Origin of the sequence: Erythrobacter sp. LQ02-29, assembly GCF_022576075.2 — a bacterium.
Taxonomy (GTDB): domain Bacteria; phylum Pseudomonadota; class Alphaproteobacteria; order Sphingomonadales; family Sphingomonadaceae; genus Alteriqipengyuania.
In genome coordinates, this window is record NZ_JANCNT010000001.1 from 1,853,473 (window position 1) to 1,869,423 (window position 15,951).

General features: G+C 64.0%; 12 protein-coding genes. 6 read left to right on the plus strand and 6 right to left on the minus strand.

Annotated elements, in window-relative coordinates; genetic code table 11:
- Positions 1-7 precede the first annotated feature (7 nt).
- The 3 genes from MKP08_RS09220 to MKP08_RS09230 are packed head-to-tail and all read right to left on the minus strand — an operon-like array spanning position 8 to position 2,955.
- Entirely contained in the window at positions 8-457 is a 450-nt protein-coding gene (locus tag MKP08_RS09220; RefSeq protein WP_373418083.1) for an invasion associated locus B family protein, read from the minus strand.
- Between the two features lie 37 nt (positions 458-494).
- On the minus strand, positions 495-977 hold the full coding sequence (locus MKP08_RS09225) for a GreA/GreB family elongation factor (RefSeq protein ID WP_241553570.1): 483 nt from the start codon (positions 975-977) through the stop codon (positions 495-497).
- 19 nt (positions 978-996) lie between these two features.
- Positions 997-2,955, minus strand: a complete 1,959-nt coding sequence (locus MKP08_RS09230; RefSeq protein ID WP_241553571.1) for a lytic transglycosylase domain-containing protein — start codon at positions 2,953-2,955, stop codon at positions 997-999.
- An 82-nt stretch (positions 2,956-3,037) separates the two neighbouring features.
- Here MKP08_RS09230 and dapA point away from each other — a divergent pair, with 82 nt between their 5' ends.
- The 6 genes from dapA to alaS all read left to right on the plus strand — a co-directional run bounded on the left by dapA (position 3,038) and on the right by alaS (position 11,813).
- Positions 3,038-3,919: a 4-hydroxy-tetrahydrodipicolinate synthase gene (gene dapA, locus MKP08_RS09235; protein ID WP_241553572.1), complete on the plus strand. Its 882-nt coding sequence runs from the start codon at positions 3,038-3,040 to the stop codon at positions 3,917-3,919.
- A gap of 31 nt (positions 3,920-3,950) precedes the next feature.
- Entirely contained in the window at positions 3,951-4,433 is a 483-nt protein-coding gene (gene smpB, locus MKP08_RS09240; protein ID WP_241553573.1) for an SsrA-binding protein SmpB, read from the plus strand.
- Positions 4,434-4,618: 185 nt separating this feature from the next.
- Positions 4,619-5,152, plus strand: a complete 534-nt coding sequence (locus MKP08_RS09245) for a DUF2062 domain-containing protein (protein WP_241553574.1) — start codon at positions 4,619-4,621, stop codon at positions 5,150-5,152.
- Positions 5,153-5,196: 44 nt separating this feature from the next.
- Complete coding sequence (locus tag MKP08_RS09250; RefSeq protein WP_241553575.1) at positions 5,197-7,584, plus strand: response regulator; 2,388 nt, start codon at positions 5,197-5,199, stop codon at positions 7,582-7,584.
- Positions 7,585-7,695: 111 nt separating this feature from the next.
- Entirely contained in the window at positions 7,696-8,754 is a 1,059-nt protein-coding gene (gene recA / locus MKP08_RS09255; RefSeq protein WP_215228452.1) for a recombinase RecA, read from the plus strand.
- Positions 8,755-9,161: 407 nt separating this feature from the next.
- Positions 9,162-11,813 carry an alanine--tRNA ligase gene (gene alaS, locus MKP08_RS09260; RefSeq protein ID WP_241553576.1) on the plus strand — a complete coding sequence of 884 codons (2,652 nt, stop codon included), beginning with the start codon at positions 9,162-9,164 and terminating at the stop codon, positions 11,811-11,813.
- Positions 11,814-11,829: 16 nt separating this feature from the next.
- Here alaS and MKP08_RS09265 read toward each other — a convergent pair whose 3' ends face one another.
- The 3 genes from MKP08_RS09265 to MKP08_RS09275 all read right to left on the minus strand — a co-directional run bounded on the left by MKP08_RS09265 (position 11,830) and on the right by MKP08_RS09275 (position 15,910).
- The gene (locus MKP08_RS09265) at positions 11,830-12,018 is read right to left on the minus strand and encodes a hypothetical protein (RefSeq protein ID WP_215228450.1); all 189 of its coding nucleotides are present in this window, start codon (positions 12,016-12,018) and stop codon (positions 11,830-11,832) included.
- Positions 12,019-12,070: 52 nt separating this feature from the next.
- Complete coding sequence (locus MKP08_RS09270) at positions 12,071-13,834, minus strand: cation:proton antiporter (RefSeq protein ID WP_215228449.1); 1,764 nt, start codon at positions 13,832-13,834, stop codon at positions 12,071-12,073.
- Between the two features lie 423 nt (positions 13,835-14,257).
- Entirely contained in the window at positions 14,258-15,910 is a 1,653-nt protein-coding gene (locus MKP08_RS09275) for a carbon-nitrogen hydrolase family protein (RefSeq protein WP_241553577.1), read from the minus strand.
- Positions 15,911-15,951: the final 41 nt, after the last annotated feature.

A 15,951-nucleotide genomic window follows, 5' to 3' on the forward strand; every position in this document is an offset into this window, starting at 1 on the left:
CCTTAACTCAACGCCGGGCGCAACCTACGCTGGCGGCATCCATCGCGGTCGCTACACCCGAGAGATCGTAGATATCCGAAAAGCGGCGACCTCGCAGATCGGTCGCGCTCACGATCATTCGCACCCCCGATCGCATCGCAGCGATTATGGCCGCATCCATCCGCCCGTCCTGCGCCCAGGCGTCGCCTTCGCCGCCGGTAAGCCGGAAACGTCGATCGTTGATGATGAGAGTTATGGGCCGGCCCTCCGCCAGCTTGCGGGACAGTCGCACATGGACCTGGCCGCGGATCTCGCGTCGGGGCCATGTCGCAACGGTCGCATAGGGTTCGAAGTCGCGAGCGAGGTGGCTGGGCCGCGGCATGGAAATGGCATAGCAGCGTGGTGCCTCGGGGTCGCGAAACGCTGCCCAGTTTTCGAATACGCCCAGCGTGTCTCTGGCGGAGGCCGGGGCCGACATTGTCGCAAGTGCGAAAAGAGCAAGAGTTGTTGCGAGCCTAGCCATAGGCGATTTCGATCACTTCCCATTCTTTCGGGCCGGAAGGCAAACGCACTGTCCGAAGGTCGCCGACCTGCGCGCCGCGGATCGCGCGGGCAAGCGGACTGGACCACCCGATGCGACCGGCACCTGCATCCTGCTCGTCGTCACCGACGAGGGTCACGCGGGTCTCGCGGTCGTCTTCGTCGGCCAGCGTCACCGTCGCGCCGAAGAAGGCGCGGTCGGTTTCGGTCTGCTGTGCGGGATCGATGACCCGGGCGGATTTCATCCTTCTGGCAAGATGTGCCAGCTCGCGATCGATTTCGCGCATCCGCTTGCGGCCATAGAGGTAGTCTCCATTCTCCGACCGGTCGCCATTTCCCGCGGCCCAGCTGACGATCTCCACGATCTGTGGCCGTTCGGTGCCCAGCAGGTGCTCGTAGCGCGCCTGCATGGCGGTAAACCCACCAGGGGTTATGGGATTTCCCTGCGTTTCCCTCATTGATCGATCGCGTGCGGTATCAGCGCAGGAAGTCGCCGACCATGCGGGGCCGGTTCCAGCTCGCCTTGTCCGGATAGAGTTGTTCATAGACCGCGGCGTTTTCCAGCACCCGTTGCACGTAGTTCTTGGTTTCGTAGATCGGAATCTGCTCGATCCACGTGACCCAATCGATGCCACCCGAGCGCGGATCGCCATTGGCGCGAATCCACTTGTTCACATTGCCGGGACCGGCGTTGTAGGCAGCCACGGCGAGTGGATAGGACCCGCCGAAATAGTCCATCATCCGCGCGAAATAGCCGGCCCCCAACTGCATGTTGTATACCGGATCGCTGATGAGATTGGCCGACATATAGGCAATGCCCTGCTTGCCCGCCTGTTCGCGTGCCGTGCCGGGCATCAGCTGCATCAGGCCCCGGGCGCCGGCATGGCTGATCGCGTTTTGCGCGAACTGGCTTTCCTGTCGTGCGATGGCGTGGGTCATGGTCCAGTCGATATTGGCCGGCAGGGGAATGGTCGGAAACCCCTGCGCCGCGAACCGGTCATAGCCATCGGCAGCGGCAGCCTCAGCCACATTTACCGCCAGGTCGCGCCGGCCGATGTCGCGCGCCAGATCGGCCACGAGCTGATGTTCTTCCAGCGTGTCGGCCTGAGCTGCGATGGCACGATAGAACTGGATGCCGGTGCTCCAAGGCGCATCGACGGCGACCTCTCGAACCGCGCGCGTCAGGGGCCGGTTGGCGAACTCGCGCCGCGATTGCTCGTCGGGCAGCACCGCGTCCTGCGGACCGAGGGGAGGGACGCCGCGGCCGAGCTTCGCCAAGGCGAGTTGGCCGTAAAAGCGGTCTGGATAGGCCGCTGCGAGGTTCCAATAGCGCTGGGCCTCCGCCGTGTCGCCTGCCCGCTGCGAAGCCAGGCCCGCCCAGTAAAAGCCCTTCGACCGGGTCTGCGGCGTCTGCGCCGCCGCGCCATATTGATAGAAGAGAGGTGCCGCCCGCATTCCATCGCCCAGCGTCCACAACGCCTTCGTGCCGCCGAGCCACATCAGCGACGTGTAGTCGTCGCGCAAACGATAGCTCATCGTGCTGATATCGGTGCCCGGCGCGAACAATGTCGGAGCCGACGCTGCGATGCGCACTGCCGGATCGCTCCCCGCGGAACGCGCGACGCGCAGCATCACGCCGATGAAATCTTCCGGATCGAAGGCCGCCCCATCATAGGATTGGCGGCCCGCCAGCAGGTTTATAGCGGACGGAAGCTGTCCCGAATTGCGGTAGTAATTCGCCAGGTTGTAAGCATAGCCGGGATCGCTGCGTGCTCCGGCCGGTTCGGCAAGACCCGCTGCGGAAGGGGGGCTACCCTGGATGAGGGCCAGACGCGCCCCGAAGGCGTCCCGTGCAGCGGGCGAAGTGTTGCTAAGCTGTCGTGCGGCGGCCTCAGCCTCGCCCTGCCACAGCAGCGCATCCATTCGCGCATTCTGATCTTCGGGTGTCAGGCGCGGGCCGAACAGAGCCAGCGTGTACGCTTCGGACGGGCCGCTCATCATTCCCCCACGCCACGCGGCGCGCGCCACGTCGAACGCCTCGGGTCGATCCAGCGTGGCTAGGGCCAATGCATAACGCGCTTTGGCCGAATTGGTCAGCGGCGGTAGCGCATCGAAATACGCGACCAGGCGTTCGGGCGGCAGCGCCGTTTCGTCGAGGGCGTTCTCGGCCCTGATACGCAGCGTGTCGGCCTTCGGGAAATCGGGATACGTAAGCAGGAACGACGCGTAGTCTTCGAACGGCAGATCCCTGCGCTGGATCAGATATTCCCACCGCGTGATGGCCTGTGCCATGCCACTTGGCGCGCGTGCGACCAAGTCGGCACGCGCGCGATCCCAACTGCCCCCGTCCTGTGCGAAAGCGGGGGCGGCGTTTGCCAGTATGGTTGCGCTGGCCAGACCGGCGGCGAAGAGCTTAAATCTTGTCATGCTGGACATTGTGCCCGGCGGCTCCTTATCAGGCAGTGAATGAAGGACCCTATCCTGGATGGGTCATCCTTCCAACGAAAGGCGAATGTAAATGTTCTCGGGTTCGATCCCCGCTCTGGTGACTCCTTTTCGCGACGGAACGTTCGACGAGGCGACGTTTCGCCGGCTGGTCGACTGGCAGATCGAAAGCGGTAGCAAGGCATTGGTCCCCTGCGGCACCACCGGGGAAGCTTCCACGCTGTCGAATGCAGAACACCACCGCGTGATCGAAATCTGTATCGAGCATGCCGCCGGCCGGGTGCCGGTCATCGCCGGCTGCGGCAGCAACGACACGCGGAACGCCCTCCTGCACATGCAGTTCAGTCGCAAGGCGGGCGCGGCTGCCGGGCTCTGCGTGGCACCCTACTACAACAAACCCAGCCAGACGGGTCTGATCGCGCATTTCAGCCACCTCGCCGAGAACAGCGAACTCCCGATAGTCCTCTACAACGTTCCCGGTCGGACCGTCACTGACATCGCGCCGGAGACGACCTGTCATCTGGCAAACACCTATCCCGATCGAATCGTGGCAATCAAGGACGCGAGCGAGGACTTGTCGCGCGTTGCCGACCATCGCATGGGAATCGGACGCGAATTCTGCCAGTTGTCGGGCAATGACGAGCTGGCGCTGCCGTTCAACGCCGCCGGCGGGGTGGGGTGCATTTCTGTGACCGCCAATGTCGCCCCGGTACTATGCGCCCGGTTTCAACAGGCCTGCGCCGATAATGATCTGATCGAAGCACGGCGGCTCAACGACCAGCTTTATCCGCTGCATTACGCGATGTTCGAAGACAGCAGCCCCGCGCCGGTGAAATACGCCCTCAGCCGCGTGATGGAGGGGATGACCGACGAAGTCCGCCTCCCCTTGACCCCCTGCAGCGAACACGCGCGCAGGGCGGTCGATCAGGCGCTGGAACACGCGGGGCTGGTCTAGTCGCCCTCGAGCGCCTACATGCGCGCTCCCCATGGCCAAGCCGAAACCCGAAACCTTCGACAAGCAGAAGACCGTCGCGGAGAATCGCCGCGCCCGGTTCGATTACGCCGTGGAGGACAAGTTCGAGGCGGGTCTGGCACTGCAGGGAACCGAGGTGAAGGCTCTGCGTGCGGGCGAGGCTTCGATCGCCGAAAGCTATGCCGAGGTGCGCGACGGGCAAGCGTGGCTCATCAATGCCAACATTCCCGAATACACCCATGGCAACCGGCAGAATCACGAACCCCGCCGTCCGCGCAAATTGTTGCTCCACACGCGTGAAATCGAACGCCTTGTCGGTGCGACCGAGCGCAAGGGCATGACGCTCGTACCCCTGAGCATCTACTTCAATCGACAGGGTCGGGCGAAGGTCGAACTTGCCCTCGCCAAGGGGCGGCAAGCGCAGGACAAGCGAGAATATCTCAAGGATCGCGACTGGCAGCGGGACAAGGCGCGGATCATGCGCGACCATAACTGATCGCGCTTAGCAATTTCGCTCGTTTCAGGGGTGGTTTTTGGTGGCGTTTTCGCCATATCGACGCCCATGGTCGCCCGCTCGCCTTCTCACCATGAACGTTTGATCGCCATGTGGTCCTCGTGCACTCTCGGTTGGTCATGAAGGGCGAGGGTGAATCCGGTTTCGGGAGTTGGGCGAAGCGCCGCATGCCCGAGCGGGAAGAGCTAGCACGCAATCGCTGGCTCGCGCCGATCGCCCACCGGTTTCTCAGCCCCGAATTGTGGCGTTTTACGCGTCGATCGGTTCCGCGCGGAGTTGCCTTGGGTCTGTTTTGCGGCTTCATCGTGCCGATCGGGCAGATTTTCCTTGCTGCCTTTATGGCGTTGCCGGCGCGGGCCAATGTCCCCCTGGCCGCAGCGGTCACCTTCATCACCAATCCGTTCACGTTTCCCTTCTGGGTGGTGGTCGCCAATCGGCTCGGTGCGCGCGTGCTGGCGATCGATAGCCACATCGGCGGTGCGGTGCTTGAAACCGAGGGGTTCCAGACACTGCGTGGCTTTTTCGAAGCCGCCGGCGTTACTGTCTTCGGCTTTGTGGTCCTCGCGATCGTATCGGCGGCGCTCGGTTATCTGATCTCTGGATTGCTGTGGCGCGTAGTCGTGGCGCGGCGTCGAAACCGTCGCTTGCGCGCGATGGAACACCGTCTCAGCGAGCGGCTGGCGCAGGACGCCAGCGAATGAAGGGCCTTCAGGTGCGGAGTACTTCTGGGGCGGGCCAGGAGGGAATGTTCTGGGTCCTTGCGTTGTTGGGCAGCATAGCGCTGATCTGGCTAGCGAGTGGATCCGCCCTACTGGCATTGGCCTATGCTGGGGGTCTCGCGACCCTGTCGGCTTTGGTGTTGCTGGGGGTCCGTGGGCGAAGAAGCGGTGCCGATAGCGAACTGGCACCCCCCGACTGGTCGGTTACCTCGGCGGCGATTGCGAAACACGCGCACCCCATGGCCATCACCGATCGGGCCAACCGATTGGTGTGTGCCAATGCCCTCTTTGCCGACAAGTGGGGAACCTGCGCCCCCCCGGCGATCGGCGCGCCTCGCGAAAGCGTGGAGGATCTGACCAGACTTGCGCGCGAAGCCTGGCGGGATGGTCGGGCGGAAGCGTTGGTGTCCTTGGACGACCAAGGCCAGTCCTGGACAGTTGTCGCCGAGCGTGCCGGGCGAGGTGACGACTTTCTCGTCTGGGGGTTCCACCCGCGTTCTGACCGCGATGCAGTCGACCAGGCGACCGCAATCGTTGCAGGGATATTCGGCAACGTCCTGGGCCGTGCAGGTATCGAAGCGGCGGTAGTCGGCCCTGACGGTATCATCCGCTCCGTATCGTCGAGCTTTGCCGAGAGGGCGGTTGGCGACCGGAGCGCGACCCTTGCCGGGCAGGATTTTAGTTCGCTGTTGCGTAGCGACGAGCGCGACAGAATCTATTTCGCGCGCGAGGGTAGGGAGGGGCCATCACATAGCCTCGTGCATGTGCCGCTCTCGACGGAGTCCCAAGGCGCGGTTGCGGCAGATGAAGCGCCTTCGCTGATGCTGTTGTTGGAAGCCGGAGTGGGTATAGGCGCCGGGGACATATCCGCGCCCAGTGCAACTCCGCAGCTCGAAGCGTTGCTCGGTGCATTGCCCATGGGTCTCGCGATGACGGAGCGGGATGGACGCTTCCTGTTTGCCAACAAGGCTTTCCTGCGGGCGACCGGGCGCGAGCTGGAGGGGCTGCCGCAATATCCCTCCGATCTCGTGGTGCGCGAGGACAAGGCAGCGCTTGCCGACGCGGTACGCCGTTACGGGAAGGGCTCCGTGAACAGCGGCGATTTCGCCGCCCGATTGCGGCACGAACCGGACGAGCCGGTGTCTATCGGCTTGGCGGGCGTACGCGGGTTGGGCGAGGCCGCAGTCCTGATCAGCCTCGTCGATTCGCGCGAAGAGGGTCAGTTGCGGCGAGAGATGGCGCAGGCGACCAAAATGCAGGCGGTCGGGCAGCTCGCCGGCGGTGTCGCGCATGATTTCAACAACGTGCTGACGGCCATCATCGGTTATTGCGATCTCATGCTGCTGCGCCACACCCCGGGTGACGGCGATTACGACGACATCCAGCAGATCAAGACCAATTCCAACCGCGCGGCCAGCCTGACGCGACAGCTGCTCGCCTTCAGCCGTCAGCAGACGCTGCGGCCGGAGGTGTTGCAGCTGCCCGACGTGGTCAGCGAAGTGAGCCAGTTGCTGAGGCGCCTGCTCGGCGAGAAGATCGAGCTCGAAGTGCGTCACGATCGCGATTTGGGACCGGTGCGCGCCGATCCGGGTCAGCTGGAACAGGTCATCGTGAACCTCGCCGTGAACGCGCGCGATGCGATGTTGGCGGGTGGTGGGCGAACCGGTCGTTTGACCATGACGACCCGGCAGGTGACCGCGAAGGACGTGCGCAAGATGGGGTCGGAGATACTCCCGGTGGCGGACTATACCGCCCTCATCGTGCAGGACACCGGGGGGGGCATTCCGGCCGATATTCTCGGAAAGATTTTCGAGCCGTTCTTCACCACCAAGGAACAGGGGAAGGGCACCGGACTGGGTTTGTCGACCGTCTATGGCATCGTGAAACAGTCGGGCGGCTTCATCTTCGCAGACAATGTAACGAGCGCCGGTTCTCACCCGGGCGCACGGTTTACCATCTATCTCCCGGTCCATCGCGGCGAAGTTCCCAAGCCTAGGGAAGCCGCGCGTTCCGAGCCTGCGAGGGAATGGTCGGGAGGGGGCAAGGTCCTTCTGGTGGAGGACGAAGATACGGTGCGGCTGGTGGCCGAACGAGCGCTGACACGGGCAGGCTATACGGTCACGGCCTGTGCCAATGGCGAGGATGGGCTGGCCGCAGTCAGCCGGGGAGACCAGTCGTTCGACCTTGTGGTGTCGGATGTCGTCATGCCGGGAATGGACGGGCCTGCCATGGTGCGTGCTATCCGCGCCCATAAACCCCGGTTGCCGGTTCTCTTCATGTCCGGCTACGCCGAAGGGCAATTGCGTTCGGAAATCGATGTGCCCGACATGCATTTCATCGCCAAGCCGTTCAATGTTCAGCAAATCAGCGAGAAAGTCGGAGACGTTTTACGAAGCACGCGTGCAGAAGTCTGACGGGGTGCGCAGAGAAAATTCGTTCCCCCCTTGTTCTGATAGAACAAACGCGGTACAACGCTTTTGTCGAAAAGGAATTCGGCACCCTTTCAAAGCGTGGGAGACAATGCGATGTCCGCCAATCTGAAGCTGGTTGAAAAGGAATCCAACGTGGACCGTCAGAAGGCGCTCGACGCCGCTCTCGCACAGATCGATCGTGCTTTCGGCAAGGGGTCGGCGATGAAGCTCGGCTCGCGCGAGGCCATGAACGTGGAGGCGATCTCCACCGGCTCGCTCGGCCTCGACATTGCCCTCGGCGTCGGCGGCCTGCCCAAGGGGCGCGTGATCGAGGTTTACGGACCGGAAAGTTCGGGCAAGACCACGCTGGCCCTCCATGTCATCGCCGAAGCGCAAAAGAACGGCGGAACGGCAGCCTTCGTCGACGCCGAGCACGCGCTCGATCCGGTGTACGCGAAGAAGCTGGGCGTCGATATCGATGAACTCATCGTCTCGCAGCCCGATACGGGCGAGCAGGCTCTTGAGATCACTGACACGCTGGTGCGCTCCAACGCGATCGACGTGCTGGTGGTCGATTCGGTGGCGGCGCTGGTGCCGCGGGCCGAGATCGAGGGCGAGATGGGCGACAGCCATGTCGGCCTGCAGGCGCGCCTCATGTCGCAGTCGCTGCGCAAGCTGACCGGTTCCATCAATCGGTCTAAGTGCATGGTGATCTTCATTAACCAGCTGCGCATGAAGATCGGCGTGATGTACGGCAATCCGGAGACCACGACCGGCGGCAACGCGCTCAAGTTCTATGCCTCGGTCCGGCTCGATATCCGCCGCACCGGGCAGATCAAGGATCGGGACGAGATCATCGGCAACTCCACCCGCGTGAAAGTGGTCAAGAACAAGGTCGCTCCGCCTTTCAAGCAGGTCGAGTTCGACATCATGTATGGCGAGGGGATTTCCAAGATTGGCGAAATTCTCGACCTTGGCGTGAAGGCTGGGATCGTGGAAAAATCCGGCTCCTGGTTCTCTTATGACAGCATCCGGATCGGTCAGGGGCGAGAGAACGCCAAGACCTATCTCAAGGAACACCCCGAAGTTTGCGACAAGCTGGAGGCTGCGATCCGTGGCAAGACCGACGATGTCGCCGAGGAGATGATGACCGGTCCTGACGCGGAGGACTGAGCGACAAGCTCCTCAAGCGGGCCTACTCATTCCAGCGGGCCCGGAAAAACGGAAGGCCGGCGCGCACCGCTCCAATGGTGCGGCGCCGGCTTTTCCGTTTGGGCGCGTTTGATGCGGGAGACAGTAGCCCGTCGGTGTGATCGGCCGATCCGATCCGGTCATGGACGCTGCCTCTTATCTGCAGGTCATCTGCCCGGGCTGCGCGCGAAGCCCGCTCCCTATCGCATCAGGCGCATGATGATTTCCTCAGGCGACTGGGAGACTGGGTAGCAGAACACCGGCAGGGCAGCATGTTCCGCTTTTCTGCCGCGGCCTGGATCGTCACCGCTAGCGCCTGAGTTCGACCGGCACGATAGGCGCGCCGAATCGGCTTGTGACCGCGTGCGCGAGCGCTTACCTCCCCGCTTATGCAGTCGACCAACGAAATTCGCCGTTCCTTTCTCGATTACTTCGGCCAGCGCGGCCACACCGAGATCGCGAGCGCGCCGCTGGTGCCGTACAACGATCCCACATTGATGTTCGTCAACGCCGGCATGGTGCCGTTCAAGAATGTGTTCACCGGGCTTGAGCCGCGACCGGCTCCGACCGCCACCAGCGCGCAAAAATGCGTGCGCGCCGGTGGCAAGCACAACGATCTCGATAATGTCGGCTACACCGCACGCCACCACACCTTCTTCGAGATGCTGGGCAACTTCAGCTTCGGCGACTATTTGAAGGCACAGGCAATCGAGCATGCTTGGACGCTGCTGACGAAGGAATGGGGCCTGGCTCCCGAGAAGCTGTTGGCAACGGTCTATCACACCGACGACGAAGCGTTCGAACTGTGGCGCAAGATCGCCGGTTTGCCCGAAGATCGCATTATCCGCATCGCGACCAAGGACAATTTCTGGGCGATGGGCGACGATGGTCCGTGCGGTCCATGCTCGGAGATATTCTACGACCATGGCGAGGATATTCCAGGCGGACCGCCCGGATCGCCCGATGAGGATGGCGACCGCTTCATCGAGATCTGGAACCTCGTGTTCATGCAGCATGAGCAGGTGGCTGGAGAGATCGTCGGCGATCTGCCGAACAAGAACATCGATACCGGCATGGGGCTCGAACGCATCGCCGCGGTGATGCAGGGCGTCCACGACAATTACGATACCGACACGTTCAAGGCGCTGATAGCGGCGAGCGAAAATCTGACTGGCGTCGCTGCCGAGGGCGGCAACACCGCCAGCCACCGTGTGATCGCGGATCATCTGCGCTCGACCAGCTTCCTTATCGCCGATGGGGTGCTGCCTTCTAACGAGGGGCGCGGCTATGTGTTGCGCCGCATCATGCGTCGCGCGATGCGCCACGCGCATCTGCTCGGGTCGGCCGAGCCGCTGATGCACCGGCTCGTCCCCGCGCTCGTAACCGAGATGGGCCAAGCCTATCCCGAGCTGTCGCGCGGCGAAGCGCTCATCCGCGAAGTACTCGAGCGCGAGGAGACGCGGTTCCGTCAGACGCTGGAGAAGGGCCTGCGCCTGCTCGACGAAGCGACTGAGAGCATGGGGAAGGGCGATACCTTGGACGGGGCGACCGCGTTCAAGCTCTACGACACCTACGGTTTTCCCTACGATCTGACCGAAGATGCGCTGCGCACCCGCGGCATTGCGGTCGATAATGCGGGCTTCGACGCTGCCATGGCGCAGCAGAAGGCCGCCGCGCGCGCCGCGTGGAAGGGTAGCGGGCAGGCCGCCGACAGCGAGCTATGGTTCGACATCGCCGAGCGCGAAGGTGCCACCGAATTCACCGGCTACGCCGCGACCAGCGGCGAGGGTCGTGTCGTCGCGCTGATCCGGGACGGCACGGAAGTCGAAGAGGCGAAAGAAGGCGATACGGTAACCGTGCTCGCGAACCAAACGCCCTTTTACGGTGAAAGCGGCGGTCAGTCGGGGGACACGGGGACCATCACGACTCCTGAGGGGTTGAGGATCGAAGTTACCGATACGGGTAAACCCCTTGGTCGCCTGCACACGCACGAAGGCACCGTTGTCGCAGGTTCTGTCCGGCCGGGCGATACGGTGCATCTCGAGGTCGATGCCGAGCGCCGCGCACGCGTGCGGGCGAACCATTCGGCCACGCACCTTGTGCATGCCGCGTTGCGCCACCGGCTGGGCGATCATGTGACGCAGAAAGGATCGCTCGTGGCGGAAGATCGTCTGCGGTTCGATTTCTCGCACCCCAAGCCGTTGACGGCAGAGGACATCGCCGCCGTCGAAGAAGAGGTGAATGCGGAGATCCGGGCGAACGAAACCGTCTCCACACGCCTGATGTCTCCCGACGACGCAGTAGCCGCGGGTGCGTTGGCGCTGTTCGGTGAAAAGTATGGTGAGGAAGTTCGCGTGCTATCGATGGGCCGGGCGGGCGAGGGCGGTCGCAATTACTCGGTCGAGCTGTGCGGTGGCACGCATGTCGAGGCGACCGGGGATATCCAGCTGTTCCGGATCGTGTCGGAAAGTGCGGTGAGCTCGGGCGTGCGCCGGCTTGAAGCACTGACCGGCGAGGCGGCGCGTCGCTGGCTCGTCGACCGCGAGGATGCGCTCAAGGAAGCGGCGAGCGCGTTGCGCACGAACCCGGAAGAGGTCGCCGAGCGGGTTACCGCGCTGCTGGACGAACGCAAACGGCTCGAGAAGGAACTGGCCGACGCGAAGAAGCAGCTGGCCCTCGGCGGGGGCGGCGCAGCGGCGGCGAGGGCCGACGAGACGGTGGCAGGCGTTACTTTCAGCGGTCAGGTGATCGACGGCTTGGAGGCCAAGGAGCTGCGCGGGCTGCTCGATCAGGAGAAGCAGCGTATCGGTTCGGGCATCGCGGCGATCTGCGCTGTCAACGATGGCAAGGCGGCGTTCGCGGTTGCCGTTACTGAAGACCTGACTGACCGGTTCGATGCGGTGGCGCTGGTTCGCGCTGGTGTGAGCGAACTTGGGGGGAAGGGTGGTGGCGGCCGCCCCGACATGGCGCAAGGCGGCGGCCCGGATGGATCGAAGGGCGAGGCAGCGCTCGCAGCGGTGCGCGAAGCGCTCGCCGCCTGACCCTATCGTTGCGGAGCTAGCGTGCTCCGCCGGTCTTGCGACCGATCTTCTGCTGGCTGCCCTTGGGCACGTCGCGCCCGCCGGTATCGGCAGGTTTGTCCCCGTCGCGAGCGGGAGGCTCGGTCTGCGCGCCCGGTTCGGCCACGTTTTGCGGCTTGAACTTCTCGTCGTTCGGGATGGGCTTGGTCGGATCTTGATCGGACATGATTTCTCCTTTTCCCCATCAATGTGTGGGGCGGGCGAAAGTTCTCGAAAAATCAGCCGTTCGCGGATGAGGTCCGCAATTTGGGCGTGTGATCGAGCGCGCCCTCGTGCTGAATCTTGGCCCGGAATTCGTCGCGTTTCTCGTGAATGCTGGCGATCACCGGTCCCATGGCGACGCCGATATCGGTCAGCACCGCTTCGGACAGCTGGAGCGAGCTTTCCAGCGTCTCGGGCACCGCATGGCTCGCCCCTGCACGGTACAGCGCGCCGGCGTGTTCGCTGTCCCGCGCGCGGGCGACGATCAGCAGGTCAGGGAAGGTCTGACGCAGCTTGGTGGTGATGCGCTGCGCGAGCACAGGCTGATCCATGGTGAGGACGACCGCGGCGGCGGAGCCCAGATCCATCGCCTCCAGCGTCCGCGTGCGGGCCGCATTGCCGAACAGGGCGCGATAGCCGTCCCGGCGCGCGCGCTCGATCAGGTCGGCGTCCGAATCGATCGCCAGATAGGGCTTGCCGTGCGCGACCAGCATGTCAGCGACCAGGCGCCCGACGCGGCCCGCCCCGATGATGAACACGCGCGGCGCATCGTCCTCCAGCGCATCTTCCACCACGGGCGAAGGATCGACATGCCGGCCCACCAGGCGTCCGATCATCGCCAGAACGGGCGTGATGGTGAGCCCGATGGCGGTCACGATCTGCCAGAACGCGGCGGTGCCGGGCTGGATCAGCATGGCCGAGCCCGCAGCGCTGAGCACGATCAGCGTGGTTTCCGACGGGCTCGCCATCAGGATCCCCGTCTCCGTCGCAGTGCTGCGGCGCGCCCCCATCAGGCGCAGCAACACGCCAGTGACGAGTGCCTTGAACGAAAGGACGAGGACCACGGCCAGCATGATCGGGCCGAAGTTCTCCCAGATGCTGACCAGGTCGATGCTCATGCCCACGGTGAGCAGGAATACGCCAAGCGCGAGGCCCTTGAACGGCTCCATGATCGTCTCGACCTCGCCGTGGAACTCGGTTTCGGCGATCAGCAATCCGGCGATCAGCGCGCCCACGATCGGCGACAGGCCGGTGGCGGCAGTGGCGAGGCTCGCGCCGATCACGACCAGCAGGCTGGCGGCAAGGAACAGTTCGGGGCTCTTGGTGCGGGCCGCCTGCGCGAACAGGCGGGGGAGGCCGAAACGGCCCAAAATCAGCAGGGCCGCGATCACTGCCGCGCCTTGCCATAGCGTATCCCAGATGCCCGACAGCCCATCCGCCTGCGCATAGGGGGCAAGCGCGCCGAGCAGGAAGATGATCGGGACGATCGCGATATCCTCGAACAGCAGCATGGAAAGCGCTGCCTTCCCGACCGAGGAGGAGGTGCCCGAAATCGGCAGCACGATGGCGGTGGAGGACAGCGCCAGCGCCAGCCCCAGCCCCAACGCACCGGTCCAGTATTGTCCCATCATCGCCAGCACGATCGCAATGACGCTGCCGATGATGATCAACTCCATCGCCCCAAGCCCGAAGACGAGGCGGCGCATCTTCCATAATCGGTCGAAGGAAAGCTCCAGCCCGATTGTGAACAGCAGCAGGATGATGCCGAACTCTGCGAAGGGCTCCAGATTCTCCGGATTGTCGATGGTTATGTAGCCGAGCCATCGGTTCTCGAACGCGAACTGGCCCAGCCCGTACGGTCCGACGAGGATACCGACCAGGATGAAGCCGATCACGGGGGTGATGCGGAACCGGGCGAAGACCGGGATCACGATTCCCGCCGCGCCGAGGATCACGAGCGCATCGGCGAGTTCGGGTGAGGGGGCGAGATCTCCGGCCATCGTTACCGCCTATCGCCGCGCGACGCGGATGTCACGCGGCGGCCCCGGCGTCCCGGCCCAACGGGAGGCGCATCCGCGCTATGGCCTCGTCGCGTCGTGCGGCGGATACCGCCAACCGAATGGGCCACAGGACGATGGAACGCGCAATCGCCGTTTGAAAAGTGTGACTTTAGATAAAAGCGCAGCGGCGTCAGTGCATTACGGATAGGTGGGCGCAGCCGGGCGTGACCTTCCGCCGAGGGTGCTTGATCGCCGCCGCGATCGCCATACACCGAGCGTGGGTAGCGGTTATCGGCACGGTTCGGACTGGCGGCTGACATGTGCATGGAATGCCACACCGTCGCCCCGGTAGGAAAGCTGGCATCGCGCGTTCCACCGCGCCCCCCCCGCCCGCCGAATGCGAAAGCCGCTCGCGACTTTCCGCTAACCCCCACCCGGTGAGCGCGGACCGTGCGGTTTGGAATCCGCCGCCGCGCTTTCCGCCGCGGCTTCGCCGATCCGCTCGCTGACCTGTCCGACACGCTTGTCCCATTCGATGCGGTAGAGGTCGAAGCGCCGGTCGGCGAGGTTCTGCACCGTGCCCTCGGCGCGCGCCCAGCTCAGATCGGCGAGGTTCACGTCGCTGATCGTCAGGGTCTCCACATTCTCGCTCGCCTCGGCCGCGATGCCGTCGCGCGCGAAGGGGAAGTCGCAGGGCGTCAGGATGCAGCTTTGCGCGTACTGGATATCCATGTTCCCGACATTGGGCAGATTGCCGACATTGCCCGAAAGGACGGTAAAGCACTGGTTCTCGATCGCGCGGGCCTGCGCGCAATAGCGCACGCGCATGTAGCCTTGGCGGCTGTCGGTGCAGAACGGGATGAAGATGATCCGCGCACCTTCGTCCACCAGCCGGCGGGCCAGCTCGGGAAATTCGCTGTCGTAACAGATCAGCACGCCGATGGGGCCGCAGTCGGTCGGGATCGCATCGATGCTGTCGCCGCCCTTGATGTTCCACCAATAGGCCTCGTTCGGCGTCGGGTGGATCTTCTCCTGCGAATGTATCGAACCGTCGCGCAGGCAGACATAGGCGACGTTGTGGATGTCGCCATCGTCCATCCGGGTCGGGTGGCTGCCGCCGATGATGTTGATATTGTAGTTCAGCGCCATTTCCGAAAGCCGGGTGCGGATCTTCGGCGTGTAGCGGCTGAGCGCCTCGATCGCCTCCAGCGGGCTCAGTTCCTTCTCTTCCGCCGACAGCAGCATCAGCGTGAAGAGTTCGGGAAAGACGATGAAATCCGATTCGTAGTCCGATGCAACGTCGACGAAATATTCGACGTGGCGCATGAACTCGTCGAAGCCGGTGACCGCGCGCGCCTGCAGCTGGCAGGTCGCGATCCGGACGCTTTCGACGTCGCGCGGGACGCGGTGCTTTGGCGGAGCGTCGCTGTCGACATAGGGATTGCGCCACACCATGCGCACCGCATTCGCTTTGGACGGCTTGTCCTCCGGCAGGTAGCCCGAGATGATGCCCTTCGCCTCGAACCCGTTGGCGAGCTGGAAACGCAGCACGGGGTCGTGGATTTTCGAATCTACGACCTTGGCCAGGTAATCCTCCGGCCCCGTGGCATTGTTGGTCTTGCGCCGCATTGCGCGGGCGAGGCCGGGCATCCGCCCGCCGAAGACGATGCCCGACAGGTCGAGCCGCTCGGCCAGCGCGCGCCGTTCCTCGTACAGCCGCCGCCCGATGCGGGTGCCGCGCACCTTGGGATCGACACACATCTCGTAACCGTAGAGCCACTCGCCCTTCGCGTTGTGGCGGCTGCCGAAGCCGTTGCCGGTAATCTCGTCCCAAGTGGCGTCCGAGAAGGCGAGCCGTTCGGACAGGCGCATGGAGGCGCAGTAGCCGACCAGCTTGCCGTCGAGCTTCGCGACGAAGCATCCCTCACGGTAATTGTTCAGCTGCCCGCGAATTTCCCCGTGGGTATAGGGCGGCAATTCGGAATAGGACCGGCGGATCAGGTCCGCGATCCCGCGAACGTCCTTCATCTGGGCCTGGCGAACTTCGAGGCGGGCCTTGCGGCGCGTTTCGGTCATATGTGGTAATTCCGGTGGATGTTTGGCTTTCGGCGCTCCCT

Bases quoted from the DNA above. Each gene is read 5' to 3' on its own strand.
- smpB (WP_241553573.1), top strand. From the start codon at position 3,951: ATGGCCAAGCCGAAACCCGAAACCTTCGACAAGCAGAAGACCGTCGCG.
- dapA (WP_241553572.1), top strand. From the start codon at position 3,038: ATGTTCTCGGGTTCGATCCCCGCTCTGGTGACTCCTTTTCGCGACGGA.
- recA (WP_215228452.1), top strand. From the start codon at position 7,696: ATGTCCGCCAATCTGAAGCTGGTTGAAAAGGAATCCAACGTGGACCGT.
- MKP08_RS09250 (WP_241553575.1), top strand. From the start codon at position 5,197: ATGTTCTGGGTCCTTGCGTTGTTGGGCAGCATAGCGCTGATCTGGCTA.
- MKP08_RS09230 (WP_241553571.1), bottom strand. From the start codon at position 2,955: ATGTCCAGCATGACAAGATTTAAGCTCTTCGCCGCCGGTCTGGCCAGC.
- MKP08_RS09275 (WP_241553577.1), bottom strand. From the start codon at position 15,910: ATGACCGAAACGCGCCGCAAGGCCCGCCTCGAAGTTCGCCAGGCCCAG.
- MKP08_RS09225 (WP_241553570.1), bottom strand. From the start codon at position 977: ATGAGGGAAACGCAGGGAAATCCCATAACCCCTGGTGGGTTTACCGCC.
- MKP08_RS09220 (WP_373418083.1), bottom strand. From the start codon at position 457: ATGTCGGCCCCGGCCTCCGCCAGAGACACGCTGGGCGTATTCGAAAAC.
- MKP08_RS09265 (WP_215228450.1), bottom strand. From the start codon at position 12,018: ATGTCCGATCAAGATCCGACCAAGCCCATCCCGAACGACGAGAAGTTC.
- MKP08_RS09245 (WP_241553574.1), top strand. From the start codon at position 4,619: ATGCCCGAGCGGGAAGAGCTAGCACGCAATCGCTGGCTCGCGCCGATC.
- MKP08_RS09270 (WP_215228449.1), bottom strand. From the start codon at position 13,834: ATGGCCGGAGATCTCGCCCCCTCACCCGAACTCGCCGATGCGCTCGTG.
- alaS (WP_241553576.1), top strand. From the start codon at position 9,162: ATGCAGTCGACCAACGAAATTCGCCGTTCCTTTCTCGATTACTTCGGC.